The sequence below is a fragment of the Peristeroidobacter soli genome, assembly GCF_004138485.1.
GTDB lineage: Bacteria > Pseudomonadota > Gammaproteobacteria > Steroidobacterales > Steroidobacteraceae > Steroidobacter > Steroidobacter soli.
The window spans coordinates 354,068-368,322 of sequence record NZ_RYEV01000005.1; the positions used below are offsets into that span (position 1 = coordinate 354,068).

The 14,255-nt window shown below is 60.8% G+C and carries 12 protein-coding genes and 1 tRNA gene; 9 read left to right on the top strand and 4 right to left on the bottom strand.

Annotation, left to right across the window (positions count from 1 at the left end; genetic code table 11):
• The first annotated feature begins 5 nt into the window (after window positions 1-5).
• From nuoI to EKO19_RS23140, 7 genes are all read left to right on the top strand, one after another.
• Complete coding sequence (gene nuoI / locus EKO19_RS23110; protein WP_129778985.1) at window positions 6-497, top strand: NADH-quinone oxidoreductase subunit NuoI; 492 nt, start codon at window positions 6-8, stop codon at window positions 495-497.
• A gap of 2 nt (window positions 498-499) precedes the next feature.
• Window positions 500-1,123, top strand: a complete 624-nt coding sequence (locus tag EKO19_RS23115) for an NADH-quinone oxidoreductase subunit J (protein ID WP_129778987.1) — start codon at window positions 500-502, stop codon at window positions 1,121-1,123.
• A complete protein-coding gene (gene nuoK, locus EKO19_RS23120) occupies window positions 1,120-1,425 on the top strand; it encodes an NADH-quinone oxidoreductase subunit NuoK (RefSeq protein ID WP_129649173.1) in 306 nt (101 codons plus the stop codon). Before EKO19_RS23115 ends, nuoK begins: the two co-directional genes overlap by 4 nt.
• A gap of 88 nt (window positions 1,426-1,513) precedes the next feature.
• On the top strand, window positions 1,514-3,682 hold the full coding sequence (gene nuoL, locus EKO19_RS23125; RefSeq protein ID WP_129778989.1) for an NADH-quinone oxidoreductase subunit L: 2,169 nt from the start codon (window positions 1,514-1,516) through the stop codon (window positions 3,680-3,682).
• Between the two features lie 19 nt (window positions 3,683-3,701).
• Window positions 3,702-5,237: an NADH-quinone oxidoreductase subunit M gene (locus EKO19_RS23130; protein ID WP_129778991.1), complete on the top strand. Its 1,536-nt coding sequence runs from the start codon at window positions 3,702-3,704 to the stop codon at window positions 5,235-5,237.
• Window positions 5,238-5,376: 139 nt separating this feature from the next.
• A complete protein-coding gene (gene nuoN, locus EKO19_RS23135) occupies window positions 5,377-6,819 on the top strand; it encodes an NADH-quinone oxidoreductase subunit NuoN (protein ID WP_129778992.1) in 1,443 nt (480 codons plus the stop codon).
• Window positions 6,820-6,965: 146 nt separating this feature from the next.
• Window positions 6,966-7,042 (top strand) — tRNA-Met (locus tag EKO19_RS23140).
• Between the two features lie 92 nt (window positions 7,043-7,134).
• Here EKO19_RS23140 and EKO19_RS38380 read toward each other — a convergent pair.
• The gene (locus tag EKO19_RS38380; RefSeq protein WP_157995402.1) at window positions 7,135-7,650 is read right to left on the bottom strand and encodes a hypothetical protein; all 516 of its coding nucleotides are present in this window, start codon (window positions 7,648-7,650) and stop codon (window positions 7,135-7,137) included.
• Between EKO19_RS38380 and EKO19_RS23150 the strand changes: the two genes are divergently transcribed.
• Complete coding sequence (locus EKO19_RS23150) at window positions 7,649-8,155, top strand: hypothetical protein (protein ID WP_129778996.1); 507 nt, start codon at window positions 7,649-7,651, stop codon at window positions 8,153-8,155. The genes EKO19_RS38380 and EKO19_RS23150 overlap by 2 nt on opposite strands.
• Window positions 8,156-8,522: 367 nt before the next feature.
• Window positions 8,523-9,443, top strand: coding sequence for a pyridoxal-phosphate dependent enzyme (locus EKO19_RS23155; RefSeq protein ID WP_129778998.1), 921 nt, complete (start codon window positions 8,523-8,525; stop codon window positions 9,441-9,443).
• Here the strand turns inward: EKO19_RS23155 and EKO19_RS23160 are convergent.
• From EKO19_RS23160 to EKO19_RS23170, 3 genes are read right to left on the bottom strand one after another with little or no spacing between them, the layout of a single operon-like run.
• Window positions 9,433-11,619, bottom strand: a complete 2,187-nt coding sequence (locus tag EKO19_RS23160) for a hypothetical protein (protein WP_129779000.1) — start codon at window positions 11,617-11,619, stop codon at window positions 9,433-9,435. The genes EKO19_RS23155 and EKO19_RS23160 overlap by 11 nt on opposite strands.
• Before the next feature lie 2 nt (window positions 11,620-11,621).
• Window positions 11,622-11,996, bottom strand: a complete 375-nt coding sequence (locus EKO19_RS23165) for a hypothetical protein (protein WP_129779002.1) — start codon at window positions 11,994-11,996, stop codon at window positions 11,622-11,624.
• Between the two features lie 32 nt (window positions 11,997-12,028).
• Window positions 12,029-14,209 carry a hypothetical protein gene (locus tag EKO19_RS23170; RefSeq protein WP_129779004.1) on the bottom strand — a complete coding sequence of 727 codons (2,181 nt, stop codon included), beginning with the start codon at window positions 14,207-14,209 and terminating at the stop codon, window positions 12,029-12,031.
• Between the last annotated feature and the right edge of the window lie 46 nt (window positions 14,210-14,255).

Here is a 14,255-nt window from a genome sequence, read left to right on the forward strand (position 1 = left end):
TAGCCATGAAAACGCCTGCCAGTTTTTTCAAGACGTTCTTCCTGACCGAGCTCATTGTCGGCCTGTACGTGACGATGCGTCAGTTCGTCGCGCGGCCGAACATCACGGTGCAGTACCCGGAAGAGAAGACTCCGCAATCGCCTCGCTATCGCGGCCTGCATGCGCAGCGCCGTTATGCGAACGGCCAGGAACGCTGCATCGCCTGCAAGCTGTGTGAAGCGGTGTGCCCGGCGCTGGCGATCACCATCGAGTCCGATGTCGCGGCCGACGGCACCCGCCGCACCACGCGCTACGACATCGATCTGTTCAAGTGCATCTTCTGCGGCTTCTGCGAGGAGGCATGTCCGGTCGATGCCATCGTCGAGACGCGCATCCATGAGTACCACATGGAGAATCCCGGCGAGAACATCATGACCAAGGACAAGCTGCTGGCCATCGGCGATCGCTACGAAGCCATGATCGCGGCCGACAAAGCTGCCGATGCGAGATACCGCTAGTCATGTCCATCACTGAAATTCTTTTCTACGCGTTCTCCGGCGTGCTGCTGGTGTCGGCCGTCGGTGTCATCACCGCGCGCAACCCGGTGCACGCGGCGTTGTTCCTCGTGTTCTCGTTCTTCAACAGCGCCGTATTGTGGATGCTGCTGGAAGCGGAGTTCCTCGCCATCGTGCTGGTGCTGGTGTACGTCGGCGCCGTGATGGTGCTGTTCCTGTTCGTGGTGATGATGCTCGACATCAACGTCGCGCAGGTGAAGGAAGGCTTCACGCGCTATGCGCCGCTCGGCATCCTGATCGCGCTGATCGTGGTCGCCGAAATCGGCAGCGTCGTCTGGGTGAAGAGCCTCGGCCAGGAAGTGACGCCGGTGACGGCGATCGCAGCGGAGCCGGGTTACAGCAACACCGGTGCGCTCGGAGAGCTGCTCTACACCAAATATCTGTATCCGTTCGAGCTCGCGGCAGTGATCCTGCTGCTCGCCATCGTGGCCGCGATCGTGCTGACCATGCGTAAACGCGCCGGCCTCAAGCAGCAGGACATTGGCGCGCAGGTGTCGGTGCGTGCTCAGGACCGCGTCCGCATAGTGAAGATGCCTCCCGTGATCGAGGCAGGGGAGAAGCAGTCATGATTTCCCTGAACTTCGTATTGATGCTGGCGGGCATCCTGTTCGCGCTCAGCGTCGCCGGCATCTTCCTGAACCGGAAGAACGTGATTCTGCTGCTGATGTGCATCGAGCTGATGCTGCTGGCGGTGAACTTCAACTTCATCGCGTTCGCGCGCCAGCTGGGCGATCTCGGCGGGCAGGTGTTCGTGTTCTTCATCCTTACGGTCGCGGCCGCCGAGTCGGCCATCGGTCTGGCCATCCTGGTGGTGCTGTTCCGTGAGCGTAAGAGCATCAACGTCGAGCAGCTCGACACGATGAAAGGTTGAACGTTGCGATGACTACTACGGTTATCCCGGCAATGCCCTCGATCAGCACCGCAGTCGTGTCACGACAAAGACAGCGCAGCTTCTACTCATGATCTCGCAATCCGTACTCCTGACCATCGTTCTCGCACCGCTGCTGGCGGCCATCCTCGCTGGCATCGCCGGCAAGGTCATCGGTCGCGCCGGTGCTCATACCGTCACCATCGCCGGCGTCGGCATCGCGTTCGGCCTGTCGGCCTATGTGCTGAAGCTGTTGCTGGTGGACGGCGCGCCCATCGTCAATCAGACCGTCTACACCTGGCTGGTGAGCGACGGCATTCGCATGGAAGTCGGCTTCCTGGTCGACAACCTGAGCGCCATGATGATGACGGTGGTGACGTTCGTGTCGCTGTGCGTGCACGTCTACACCATCGGCTACATGAAGGACGACCCGGGCTATCAGCGCTTCTTCGCTTATATCTCGCTGTTCACGTTCTCCATGCTCATGCTGGTGATGTCGAACAACTTCATGCAACTGTTCTTCGGCTGGGAAGCGGTGGGCGTGGTGTCGTACCTGCTGATCGGCTTCTGGTACACGCGCCCCTCGGCGATCTTCGCGAACCTCAAGGCGTTCCTGGTCAACCGCGTCGGCGACTTCGGCTTCGTGCTCGGCATCGCCGGCGTCGCGTACTACACCGGCTCGCTCGACTACGCGACCGTGTTCAACGCGCGTGACGCCATCGTCGCCAACACGATGACCATTTTCCCGGGCGTGGAATGGCAGGCGATCACGGTTGTCTGTATCTGCTTGTTCGTCGGCGCGATGGGCAAGTCGGCGCAGGTGCCGCTGCACGTATGGCTGCCGGACTCGATGGAAGGCCCGACCCCGATCTCGGCGCTGATCCACGCGGCCACCATGGTGACCGCGGGTATCTTCATGGTGGCGCGCATGTCGCCGCTGTTCGAGCTCTCTGAAACGGCGTTGTCCTTCGTTCTGGTCATCGGTGCGACGACGGCGTTCTTCATGGGCCTGCTGGGCCTGGTGAACAACGACATCAAGCGCGTGGTCGCGTACTCGACGCTCTCGCAGCTCGGCTACATGACGGTGGCGCTCGGTGTGTCTGCTTACGCCGGCGCGCTGTTCCACCTGATGACGCACGCGTTCTTCAAGGCACTGCTGTTCCTGGCCGCGGGCTCGGTGATCATCGGCATGCATCACGAGCAGGACATGCGGAAGATGGGCGGCCTGAAGAAGTACATGCCCATCACGTACTGGACGTCGGCCATCGGCACGCTCGCGCTGATCGGCTTCCCGGGTACCTCGGGCTTCTTCTCGAAGGACGCGCTGATCGAAGCGGTGCACGCTTCGCACATTCCGGGCGCGACGTACGCGTACTGGTGCGTGTTCCTCGGTGTGTTCATCACCGCGTTCTACAGCTTCCGTCTGGTGTTCATGACCTTCCACGGTCCGGAGCGCTTCCGTGAGGGTGCTGCGCACGGCAGTCACGACGATCACGCTGCTCCGCCTGCGGCCGCCGCAGGCCACGGTCACGATGCGCACGGTCATGGCGCAGTTGTGGCGCATGCCGGCGCGCATGACGATCATCACGCAGCGGTAGGTCATGGCCACGACGATCACGCGAAGGCCGGCGATCACGGTGCTGCTCATGGCACCGGCCACGACGATCACGGCCATCACGGCCCGGTCGAGCCGCACGAGTCGCCATGGGTTGTGACATTGCCGCTGATCCTGCTGGCGATTCCGTCGCTGTTCATCGGCGCGGTCACGATCGGCCCGATGCTGTTCGGCGATTACTTCAATGGCGTGTTGTTCGTGAGCGAAGAACACAACGTGCTCGGCCACATCGGCGAGGAGTGGCACGGTCCGTTCCAGTTCATCGTGCACGCGATGATGCAGCCGCCGGTGTACCTGGCGTTCGCAGGCTGGGCGCTGGCGTGGTTCCTGTACGTGAAGCGTCCGGATCTGCCGGCGGTGATCGCGGGCAAGTTCTCCGTGCTCTACAACCTGTTCGCCAAGAAGTTCTACTTCGACGAGATCTATCAGGCCGTGTTCGCGAAGGGCAGCGTCGGTCTCGGCACCGCGCTGTGGCGCGTGGGTGACGTGGCGATCATCGACGGCGCGGCGGTCAATGGCTCGGCGCGGGCGGTCGGCTGGTTGTCGGGCGTCATGCGCCGGCTCCAGTCCGGCTATCTGTATCACTACGCGTTCGCGATGATCATCGGATTGTCCGTGCTGCTGGCGTGGTATGTGCTGCGGTAATTCAAAGTAAGAACCCGATATGTCGACGATTACCTGGCCCATTCTCAGTGTCTTGATGTGGCTGCCCATCGCCGGTGGCGTGGCCATGATCCTGCTCGGCGACAAGAGCATCGCGCTCGGTCGCTGGGTCGCGCTCATCACCACCGCCGTCACGTTCGGCATCTCGACGCTGTTGTGGACGAACTTCGATACCACGACCGCGGCGATGCAGTTCGTCGAGGAGCGCACCTGGATTCCTTTCTTCAACTCGTACTACGCGCTCGGCGTGGACGGCTTTGCGATGCCGCTGATCGTGCTGACGGCGTTCATCACGCCGCTGGTCGTGATCGCCGGCTGGAGCGTGATCGACAAGCGCCCGGCGCAGTACTATGCGGCGTTCCTGATCCTCGAAGGCCTGATGATCGGCGTGTTCTCGGCGCTCGATGCGTTGCTGTTCTACGTGCTGTGGGAAGCGATGCTGATCCCGATGTTCATCATCATCGGCATCTGGGGCGGACCGCGCCGGGTGTACGCGACGATCAAGTTCTTCCTGTACACGTTCCTCGGCTCGGTGCTGATGCTGGTGTCGTTGATCTACATGTATCTGCAGACCTGCGACGCCGGTCAGTGCAGCTACGCGATCGCCGAGTTCCAGCGCCTGCCGCTGGGCCTGAACGAGCAACTGTTCATTTTCGTCGCGTTCCTCGCCGCGTTCGCGGTGAAGGTGCCGATGTGGCCGGTGCACACCTGGTTGCCGGACGCGCACGTGGAAGCGCCCACCGGCGGCTCGGTGATCCTCGCGGCCATCATGCTGAAGATGGGCGGCTACGGCTTCCTGCGCTTCTCGCTACCGATCACCCCGGACGCGAGCGACACGCTCGACTGGCTGGTGATCTCGCTGTCGCTGATCGGCGTGGTGTACATCGGCTTCGTCGCCCTCGTGCAGAACGACATGAAGAAGCTGATTGCGTATTCGTCGATCGCGCACATGGGCTTCGTCACGCTCGGCTCGTTCCTCACGTTCGAACTGATGCGCGTGAATTCCGGTGACACGACCGGCGCCGCGATGGGTATCGATGGCGCGATGGTGCAGATGATTTCGCACGGCCTGATCTCGGGCGCGATGTTCTTCTGCGTCGGCGTGCTCTACGACCGCGTGCACAGTCGTGAGATCAGCGCATACGGCGGTGTCGTGAACACGATGCCGATCTTCGCGGCGTTCATGGTGCTGTTCGGCATGGCGAATTCCGGCTTGCCCGCGACCTCCGGCTTCGTCGGCGAATTCCTGGTCATCCTCGCCAGCTTCCGTGCCGACTTCTGGTACGCGTTCCTGGCCGGCCTGACGCTGATCCTCGGCGCCGCGTACACGCTGTGGCTCGTCAAGCGTGTCGTCTTCGGTCCCGTGGCCAACCATCATGTCGCCGAGCTGACCGATGTGAACGGTCGCGAACTGCTCGTGCTCGGCGTGCTGGCACTGGCCGTACTCGGCCTGGGCCTGTGGCCCGCGCCCCTGCTGGACGTGATGCGCCCCACGGTGGAAAACCTGGTGCAGCAGATCACGGTCTCCAAGCTCTGAACCTATCGAGCGTAAGGCGATAAACCGCAAGCCGAACAAGTCGACTACCCTGACCGAAACGATTCGGATGATCGCAAGACCAACTCAATCGGGATTCGTCGTCAACGGTGTCAAGACTTGGGTCGTAAGAGACAAGTAGATGGAAGCAGTAGTAACAAACTTTGGTATGCAGGCCGCGGCGGCAGAAATCTTCCTGCTGACGGCGATCTGCGTGATCCTGCTGGTCGATGTGTTCCTGGACGACAGCAAGCGCTGGCTCACCTACGGACTCACGATGGTGACGCTGGCGGGTTGCGCGTTCGTCACCTGGCATTACTCGGTCGACAGTCGCGTCACCGCGTTCGACGGCATGTTCATCGCCGATCCGATGGGCGACGTGCTGAAGCTGTTCACTTATGGAACGGTCGCTGTGTCGTTGCTGTACTCGCGCGAGTACCTGCAGCGCCATGGTCTGTTCCGCGGTGAGTTCTTCATCCTGGCGCTGGTCGCGATGCTCGGCGTGATGGTGATGGTCTCCGCCGGCAGCCTGCTGACCGTGTATCTGGGCGTCGAGTTGTTGTCGCTGTCGCTGTACGCGATGGTGGCGTTCGATCGCGACTCGGGCGTCGCGGCCGAGTCGGCCATGAAGTACTTCGTGCTCGGCGCGATCGCGTCCGGCTGTTTGCTGTACGGCTTCTCGATTCTCTACGGCGTCGCCGGCACGTTGCAGCTCGACGAGCTGGCGGTGGCGGTGCGCGAAGTAGGGGCAGGCAACCTCGGCCTGATCTTCGGCCTGACGTTCGTGATCGTCGGCATCGCGTTCAAGTTCGGCGCCGTGCCGTTCCACATGTGGGTGCCCGACGTTTATCACGGCGCTCCGACGCCGGTGACGTTGTTCATCGGCTCGGCGCCGAAGATCGCGTCGTTCGTGCTCGCCATCCGCGTGCTCGCCGAAGGCCTCGATGCGATGGTCGCGAGCTGGCAGCACATGCTGATCGCAATCGCCGTCGCATCGATGATCGTCGGCAACGTGGTCGCGATCGCACAGACCAACCTGAAGCGCATGCTGGCGTATTCGACCATCTCGCACGTCGGCTTCATTCTGCTCGGCATCCTCGCCGGCACGACCGACGGCTATCGCGCCTCGATGTTCTACACGCTGACCTACGTGATCATGTCGGTCGGCTCGTTCGGCATGATCCTGCTGCTGTCGCGCGAAGGCTTTGAAGGCGACCAGCTCGAGGACTTCAAAGGCCTGGCTCGCAAGAGCCCCTGGTTCGCCGCGGTCATGATGATGCTGATGTTCAGCACCGCCGGCGTGCCTCCGTTCGTCGGCTTCTGGGCGAAGCTCGCCGTGCTCGGCGCGGTGGTGAACGTGGGCCTGAGCTGGCTGGCTGCGGTGTCCGTGCTGCTGTCAGTAGTGGCGGCGTACTACTACCTGCGCATCATCAAGCTCATGTACTTCGATGAGCCGTCCGATACCTACAGCATCGAAGCCGGTGGCACGCTACGCGCCGTATTGAGCGCCAACGGCGTCGCCGTGCTGGCCCTCGGCATTTTCCCGTCGGTATTGCTGGATCTTTGCGCTCGCGTATTGCCGTGAGGCGGGCCCCTTGAAAAACGCCGCCGTCGACTTCATTTACAGAATTCGACGGTGAGGCGTTTCACGCTGATTTCTCTAAGATTTCTCGGCTGATTATTTAGCTTGTAATGTTCACGATAGGGCGCTTACAATGCGCGCCCTCCTGTTGCGGGGTGGAGCAGTCTGGCAGCTCGTCGGGCTCATAACCCGAAGGTCGCAGGTTCAAATCCTGCCCCCGCTACCAACCTGGCTTTCCAGGTTGATTCATGTACCCAGGCTCCAATTCACCTCTGGGTACGGCGGCTCTGACGAGTTCATCCGTCAGTCGCGCCTTCCTCAATGTTTGCCATGCACGTACTGACCAACGACGTCAGCTACCTTGCTGTGCTCTTCGGTGCGCAGATCATCGCGAGTTGCCTTGAAAATCGTGTAGTGAGCTTCGAGGAGATCAAGAGCAAAGGCGCCTACGTGCCACCCCGGCGCCTCCGGTGTTTTGTCAGCCGACTTCGTCATCGGGCGAGTTCTCCAGGACAAAATTGCGTTGCGGGTTGAGAATCCCGCAAAGTGGTATTCGGAGGTTATCGCACCATGAACGCCGTAGTAGATGTTATTGATGGCGGCAAAGCGACTCTGCCGGAGTTGCGACAAGCAGGCATTGAGGCGCTTGTTAAAGCGCTCGGACCTGTGGGCATGGCGCGCTTCCTCCAGCAGTTCGATCCGGGTCGAAGCGACTACACAGCGGAGCGGGATGGCATTCTCGAAAGCCCCACAGTCGATGAGCTTGTGGACGAGATTGAGCAGCGCCGAAAGAACCCATCGACCAAGTAGCCACGGCGTCGCCGCTCTTCTCATGCCCGAGCCTGTATCCAGAGCAAATGTCGCTGACGGTGCGCAACTCGCTGGGCAGCTCTCCGGCCTTGGTTATCCAGGCTTTTCTCACCTGCGGCCTCGAAAGGCAAATCCGGCAGCCGTTGTTCTCGATGCTCTTCTTCAGAACGACCTCGAATCCCGACTGGCGGAGGCGCTTCCGTGGGTGCTGTTGACGTATCCGGACTTGGATTGGATGTGGCTCGTTCGAAATGCTGAGCTGCGCGGTGTGCAGAATCGCTTGGGGTTTCTGGTCGCGATAGCAAAGACTTTGGCCGCTCGCCGCCTGGAATTCGGGTCTGCGTTCACTAAACTGTCTGCCATCGAGCAGCAGTTGGAGCATGCCCGGCTTGCCGGCGAAGACACTCTCTGTCGCGAATCCATGCCAGCCGCTGAGCGTCACTGGCTCAAGGCGCATCGCTCGGCGCTCGCGCGGCACTGGAACCTATTTACTGGCTTGACCGCCGATCAGTTGTCCTATTCCCGTTGAAGCGGCGCGAATCGAGCGGAAGAACTGCGACCACCTAGATCCGGCTGTTCTGTACGATCGCTGCTACTTCAGCCGAACGCTCTGCGGCACCGGCGGAACGCTCCAAAGCACGCCCCGCTACCAACCTGGCTTTCCAGGTTGCTTCATGTACCCAGGCTCCAATTCACCTCTGGGTACGGCGGCTTCCACGCACTCGTTTGTTCCGTTCTGTGATTTTGTGATGGCCAGGCGGTGTACATCTTGTTTCTGACCTCCCAAGGAGGCACTGTTCAGTTCACCCGGTCCACGACCGGCGCCGTTCAGGGCCTGCTCGTCACAGGCGCACGTGTGCAGAATGTAAGGTTTGTGCGCAGGAGCTCATTCATCGATGCACGTTGAGACCCCGCTGATCGAATCGCTACCGCTGAGCGCGAAGGCCGGCTTTCAAACGTTCCTGAAGCTGGAGGCGGTTCAGCCGACGGGATCATTCAAAGCTCGCGGCGTCGGTCACGCCTGCGTCGAATATCAGAAGCGCGGCGCCAGGCGGTTCATCAGTTCGTCGGGCGGCAATGCCGGACTCGCCGTGGCGTACTCGGGACGACGGCTCAACGTGCCGGTGACGGTCGTCGTGCCCAAGACGACGACTCCGCGCGCCAAGCGCCTGATCGAGATGGAAGGGGCGGAGGTGATCGTTCATGGCGATGCCTGGAACGAAGCGAACGCCATGGCGCTCACGCTGGTCGATGCGAACAGCGCGTTCATTCATCCCTTCGATGATCCGCTGCTGTGGGCTGGGCATGCGACGCTGGTCGATGAGCTTGCCAGGCAGGCCGACAAGCCGGATGCCATCGTGCTTTCAGTGGGCGGCGGCGGGTTGCTGTGCGGAGTTTGCGAGGGCCTGAAGCGCAACGGCTGGAACGATGTCGCCGTCGTCGCGGCGGAAACGCGAGGGGCTCATTCGTATTCACAGGCACTGGCTGCGGGTAAGCCGGTGCTGCTGCCAGGCATCGAGTCCATCGCAAGCTCGCTGGGGGCGCGCGCGGTGTGCGAGCGATCAGTGGAGCTTGCTGGTCAGTTCCGAATCGAAAGCGTGGTCGTGTCGGACGCGCAGGCGGTGTCGGGTTGCCTCATGCTGTTGGAAGAGCACCGCCTGCTGACGGAACCGGCCTGTGGCGCGTCGTTGGCGGCCTTGACCGAAAAATCATCGGTGCTGTCGCGCGCGAAGCGGGTGGTCGTGGTGGTCTGCGGCGGCGTGGGCGTCAATTATCAACAGCTCCTCGACTGGCATTCGAAGTCGGTCAGCGGCTGACATCGGGATTCTCGTGCCTGAAGCGCATCCACCATTGGTCGAATTCCCGATCCTCTCGTAGCTGTCGCCAGCTATCTCGCATTTCGGAATGAATTCCTTCGCCGCCCTCGTAGGTGCTCAGGACTTTACCCACGCCGTTCATCAGCCTGCTGCCGATCTCCTCGAAGTCGGGCACGATCTTCTGCAGCAGCCAGTCGGGCAGGGCGGCGATGCGTCGATGCTCGGAGTTCCACGAAGCTTCGAGCACGCGCAAGAAGCGTAGTGTCGCAGGGATTTTTTTCTTCAGATAGGCGAGGCCGTCACTGCGGTAGCGTTGCACCGGTTTGAGCGTGTATCCGATGTGAACTGTCGGTAGCGCGATGTGTTCCGCCCACGGTGCTGGATATCTCAGCCAGGGGTCGTCGATGACCAGCTGCAGATAGTCCAGAGAGAAACAGAGCGGTTCGCGATGCAGGTAATTCTCGCCGCCCGGATCGCCCAGCAACAGCTTGCCTCGAGTGGAAAGATGCAGCCGGCGCTGCACGATCTCCTTGCCCTCGTACTTGATGTCGATGCATTTGAAGCTGTGCGGTGAGCTGAGGATCCCCACCATCAGGCGGACCAGCCCTTCCTCGTAGCCACAGACCTCGCACAGGAACCGGTGCAACGCACGGAACTCGATGCACTGATTGCGGTGCGCCTGGATGATTTTCAGGATCAGGAATTTCAGCCAGTAGGTCTGTTTGTGTCCCTGGTGCGCTTCCGGATAGTCGGCGTCGGGATTGGCTCTGCAGTCGTTCAGGAACAGATTGGGAAAGTGATTCTGGGATTGTCGAAAGCGTTTGCGCATGTTGGTGACATACATGCGCAGCAGATTGCGAGGACTGATTTCCAGCACTCTGGCCAGCACCTCGCAATCTTCCCAGCCGTCGACCTCGAGCTGGGTCAGGAACTCGAGCAGCGATCGCAGTCCCTGATGACACAGGTCGCAGATGTAGCGCAGCACGGGCAGCGGCGGGTCGTCCTGGCCCGGCAGCGCTTCCGCTGCTTGCATGGCGCGATCCAGGATGGATTTGGCCTTCTCGTAGCGCGCCACGTCGGCGCTCGACATGGAGTGGCGCACCGATTCGATGACCTTGCCGAGCAGCGCGACCCGTTTGCGCACGATCTCCACGGGATCCACCTGCAACACCTGGAACACCGGCTCCTTGCCGGTGAGGCGCAGCTCGGCGCCATCGTAGGCCTGGCGGCTGTAATCGAAGACGTCCTTCCGGCAAACGATGATGATGGTCGCGGACAGCGCCCCCAGATACTTCTCGTCCTGGAAGTCGCGATAGAGCTTCAGGAAATTGGTCTGGACGCTGTGAATCTGCTTGTGCCGATAGGCGTCGAAGTAGGAATAGCGGGTGTGCGCGAAATGGAAACGATCCACGTTGTCCAGGATGAAGAGCGCGTAGTAGCGCTTCTCGGGCAGCCAGCGGCACAGGTTCTTCAGGCGGATGGCGGGACTGTCCGAGACCAGCGCCGAGCCATGTCGCTTCGAGAACTCCGCGTATGGCAGGTCGTGCTGGATGGCGGCGTCCTCGACCCTTTCATAGATCATTTGATGGAATGAGGCATCGATATCCTTGAACTCTCCCTCATGGTGGCCCCAGGCGGCTTCCAGATCAATATAGATGGGCAGGCAGCGCAATCCCTTGGAGGGACGCGAGCCGTTCCTTTCTTCGATGGTGTCCAGCAGCTTCATCATCAGCAGGGACTTGCCGTGACCCACGTTGCCGGTCACGAAGCTCAGATAGTTGCTGCCGGGATTGGTCTGACCGGCCTGGGCCGACGGCACAGTGACCTGATCGAAGAAGTCGTCGAAGGACACCATGCGATCGGCGATATCGTCTTCCATCTCATTCGGGGTCGCGGAGATCCGGAATTCCGACATGAACGATTCGCGGAACATCGCGGTGATGTCATCGCGTTGTACCAGTCGGAGCGGATCGTCGGGCGAGGCCTCGATGTTTTTCCTTTCTTTTGGCTCGGTGTAGTTCCGCGTCGCATGGTGATGAAACACATCGCTGACCATGTTGCGGAAGTGACGATCCGCCCGCGTCATGCCGTCGGACACGACTTTGTCCCGATAGCAGGCCAGGTGGCCCAGAAAGTCTTCCGAGTCCGGAAAGAATTCGGTGAAGCGCATCGGCATGATTATCGGTTCCTTTTCAGCAAGTCGTTGGCGTGGCGGCCGTGCATTCTCAGCAGTTGCTGCTCTCTGTGTAGCTCCGCTGCGGTCGATGGCAACTGGGTATAGCAGCTGAGTCGCCATTTGAGATATCGGTCGTGGACTTCTTCCAGCATCGTGTCGAAGTTTTTGATCGCCAGTAGTGCCGGCAAATGTTCGTTCAGAATGGCCAGATCGACGTGGCTCATCTGGGTCACGGGGTGATGGAGTGCTTCGGCCAGGCTATGAGTGAAGTAATAGAACGTACTGAGCGCGACGCGGCGTGACTTGGCGCGATCCGCATACTCGCGTGCGAGGTACAAGAGGGCGGTGACGGACGCGCCAATCAGCGCGGCCGCCACAGGCATCCATGAAGTGGGTGAACAGGCCGACATCAGCGTCTCACCGCCGGATTCGTGCGTCTGAAGTCGAGCCACCAGTTGTCGAACGCCGCATCGCTACGCAGATGCCGCCAATAGTCGCGCCACTCCGAATGAATGCCTTCCGCACCGATGTAGGCGTGGAGCATCTTGCCGGCGTCGCTCAGGAGCCTGACCGCGATCTCATCGAAGCGCGGCTCGATCATCTGCTGCAACGCTGATGGCAGCTTAGCGATGCGCTGGCTCTCGGATTTCCAGGATGCATCGAGCACGCGCAGGAACAGCAATGTCGCGGGGATTTTCTTCCGCAGGTACTGAAGACTGTCGGCGCGATAGCGCTGGGCGGTCTTCAGCAGGTGCCCGAGATGGACGTTCGGCAAGGCGATGGCCGATGACCAGGGCGCGGGGTATCGCAACCAGGGATCGTCGGTGACCAGCTGCAGATACTCCAGACTGAAGCAAAACGGATTTCGATACAGATCCTGAGCAGCAGTGGGGTCGCCCATGAGAAGGCGACCGCGGTTTGAAAGGCACAGCCTGCGCTGCTCGATACCGTCGCCGGCATCGTGCGGATCGATGCATCTGAACTGATTCTGGGTAGAGAGGTTGCCAACGACCAATCGGAGCAATGTATCTTCGTAGCCGCAGATCTCGCACAGCAGTCGGCGCAGCTCGCCGAACTGGAGGCTTCCGTCAGGTCTCGTCTGGAGGACTTTCAGGACCAGGAATTTCAACCAGTAGGTTTGTCGGTGCGCTGGCCGGTGAGCGTACGGATGATCGTCGTGGGCGTCGACACTGGCGTCGTTCAGGAACAGGTTGGGAAAGTGATTCCGGGCCTCGCGAAAACGCTTTCGCAGATCGGTGACATACAGGCGCAACAGGTGGCGAGGACTGGTCTCCAGGACTCTGGCGAGCAATTCGCCATCGTCGTGGCTGTCGAATTCGAGCCGGGCCAGGAAGTCGAGCAGAGATCCCGCTCCCCGGGTCGACAGTGTTTGGATGTAGCCGAGGATGTGCAATGGCGAGTCGTTGAGGTTCGTCGAGTCTTTCGCGGCTATGAGGGCGCGATCGAGAATGCTTTTCGCCTTGTGGTAACGCGTCGTCTCGGCGGGTGTCAGCACGTCCCGTACAGAGTCGATGGCGCGGCCCAGCAATGCGGCGCGCCCACGCAGAGCATCCAACGCATCCACACCGGATACCAGGAACACCGGTTCGGGGTTCGAGGGGCGCGATTCGCCGCCGTCATATCTCTCATGCAGGCACCTGAACAGATCGCTTCTGCAAACCATGATGACGGTCGCCGACAGGGCGCCCAGCTGCAGCGGGTCCTGAAACTGGCGATACAGAGCCAGGACGTTCTCTTTCACACTCTGCGATTGCTCGTGCCTGTATTCCTCGAAGAAGGAGTAGCGCGTATGTGCGAACTGAAAGCGATCGAGGTGATCGAAGATGAACAGTGCGCTGTAACGCTGCGACAGCAACCATGAGCACAAGCGGTTCAGACCGGAGACAGGATCGTCCGAAGCCAATGCAGCGCCATGCTTCAGCATGAACTCCGAGAGCGGCAGGTCGTGCGCTGCAGTTGCGTCCTGCAACCGCGAATAGATCATTCGATAGAACGATGGGTCGATATCGTCGAACTTGCCTTCGCGAGGCCGCCACGTCGCTTCTATGTCTATGTACAGAGGTAACCTGCGCAACCTGGCGGGTTTTGGTGCGCGGTTCTCTCGCATGACATCATCCAGCAATTTCGCCATCAGTAGCGACTTGCCGCTGCCCGCATCGCCGGTGACAAAGCTCAGGTGATTCCTGACGGGTGCCGTCGTGCCCGGCCGGATCGAAGTGGCTGTTATCTGTTCGAGGAAAGCAGCGTAGGGAAGTTCACGAGCGGCGAGATCTTCGGGCGCTGCGCTCGAGGTGGCGGCCAGCGTGAAGTCGCTCAGATAAATGTCGCGAAAAACGACCGAGAGGTCGTCGCGTTGCAAGAGTCTCGATGCACTGGTTTGCGCCGCCGGGCGCACGATCGCATGGGGAGGTTCCGGAGTATGGTGATGCTGAAAGACGTCGCTGAACAAATAGCGGAAATGACGGTCTGCCTTGGTGACGCCGTCCGTGACCACCTTATCGATGTAGCAATGCACATCGCCCAGGTGACTGTCCGAGTCTGGAAAGAGCGTGGTGAAATCCTGTGGCATGCAGTGCATAGACTGGGCTACAGGAAGACCTCACCCCCGTTGGGTG

What these genes read in the sequence shown, in the direction of transcription:
- nuoN (WP_129778992.1), top strand. Translation starts at nt 5,377, where the DNA reads ATGGAAGCAGTAGTAACAAACTTTGGTATGCAGGCCGCGGCGGCAGAA.
- EKO19_RS23160 (WP_129779000.1), bottom strand. Translation starts at nt 11,619, where the DNA reads ATGCCGATGCGCTTCACCGAATTCTTTCCGGACTCGGAAGACTTTCTG.
- EKO19_RS23150 (WP_129778996.1), top strand. Translation starts at nt 7,649, where the DNA reads ATGCCCGAGCCTGTATCCAGAGCAAATGTCGCTGACGGTGCGCAACTC.
- EKO19_RS38380 (WP_157995402.1), bottom strand. Translation starts at nt 7,650, where the DNA reads ATGAGAAGAGCGGCGACGCCGTGGCTACTTGGTCGATGGGTTCTTTCG.
- nuoK (WP_129649173.1), top strand. Translation starts at nt 1,120, where the DNA reads ATGATTTCCCTGAACTTCGTATTGATGCTGGCGGGCATCCTGTTCGCG.
- nuoI (WP_129778985.1), top strand. Translation starts at nt 6, where the DNA reads ATGAAAACGCCTGCCAGTTTTTTCAAGACGTTCTTCCTGACCGAGCTC.
- EKO19_RS23115 (WP_129778987.1), top strand. Translation starts at nt 500, where the DNA reads ATGTCCATCACTGAAATTCTTTTCTACGCGTTCTCCGGCGTGCTGCTG.
- EKO19_RS23170 (WP_129779004.1), bottom strand. Translation starts at nt 14,209, where the DNA reads ATGCCACAGGATTTCACCACGCTCTTTCCAGACTCGGACAGTCACCTG.
- EKO19_RS23155 (WP_129778998.1), top strand. Translation starts at nt 8,523, where the DNA reads ATGCACGTTGAGACCCCGCTGATCGAATCGCTACCGCTGAGCGCGAAG.
- nuoL (WP_129778989.1), top strand. Translation starts at nt 1,514, where the DNA reads ATGATCTCGCAATCCGTACTCCTGACCATCGTTCTCGCACCGCTGCTG.
- EKO19_RS23130 (WP_129778991.1), top strand. Translation starts at nt 3,702, where the DNA reads ATGTCGACGATTACCTGGCCCATTCTCAGTGTCTTGATGTGGCTGCCC.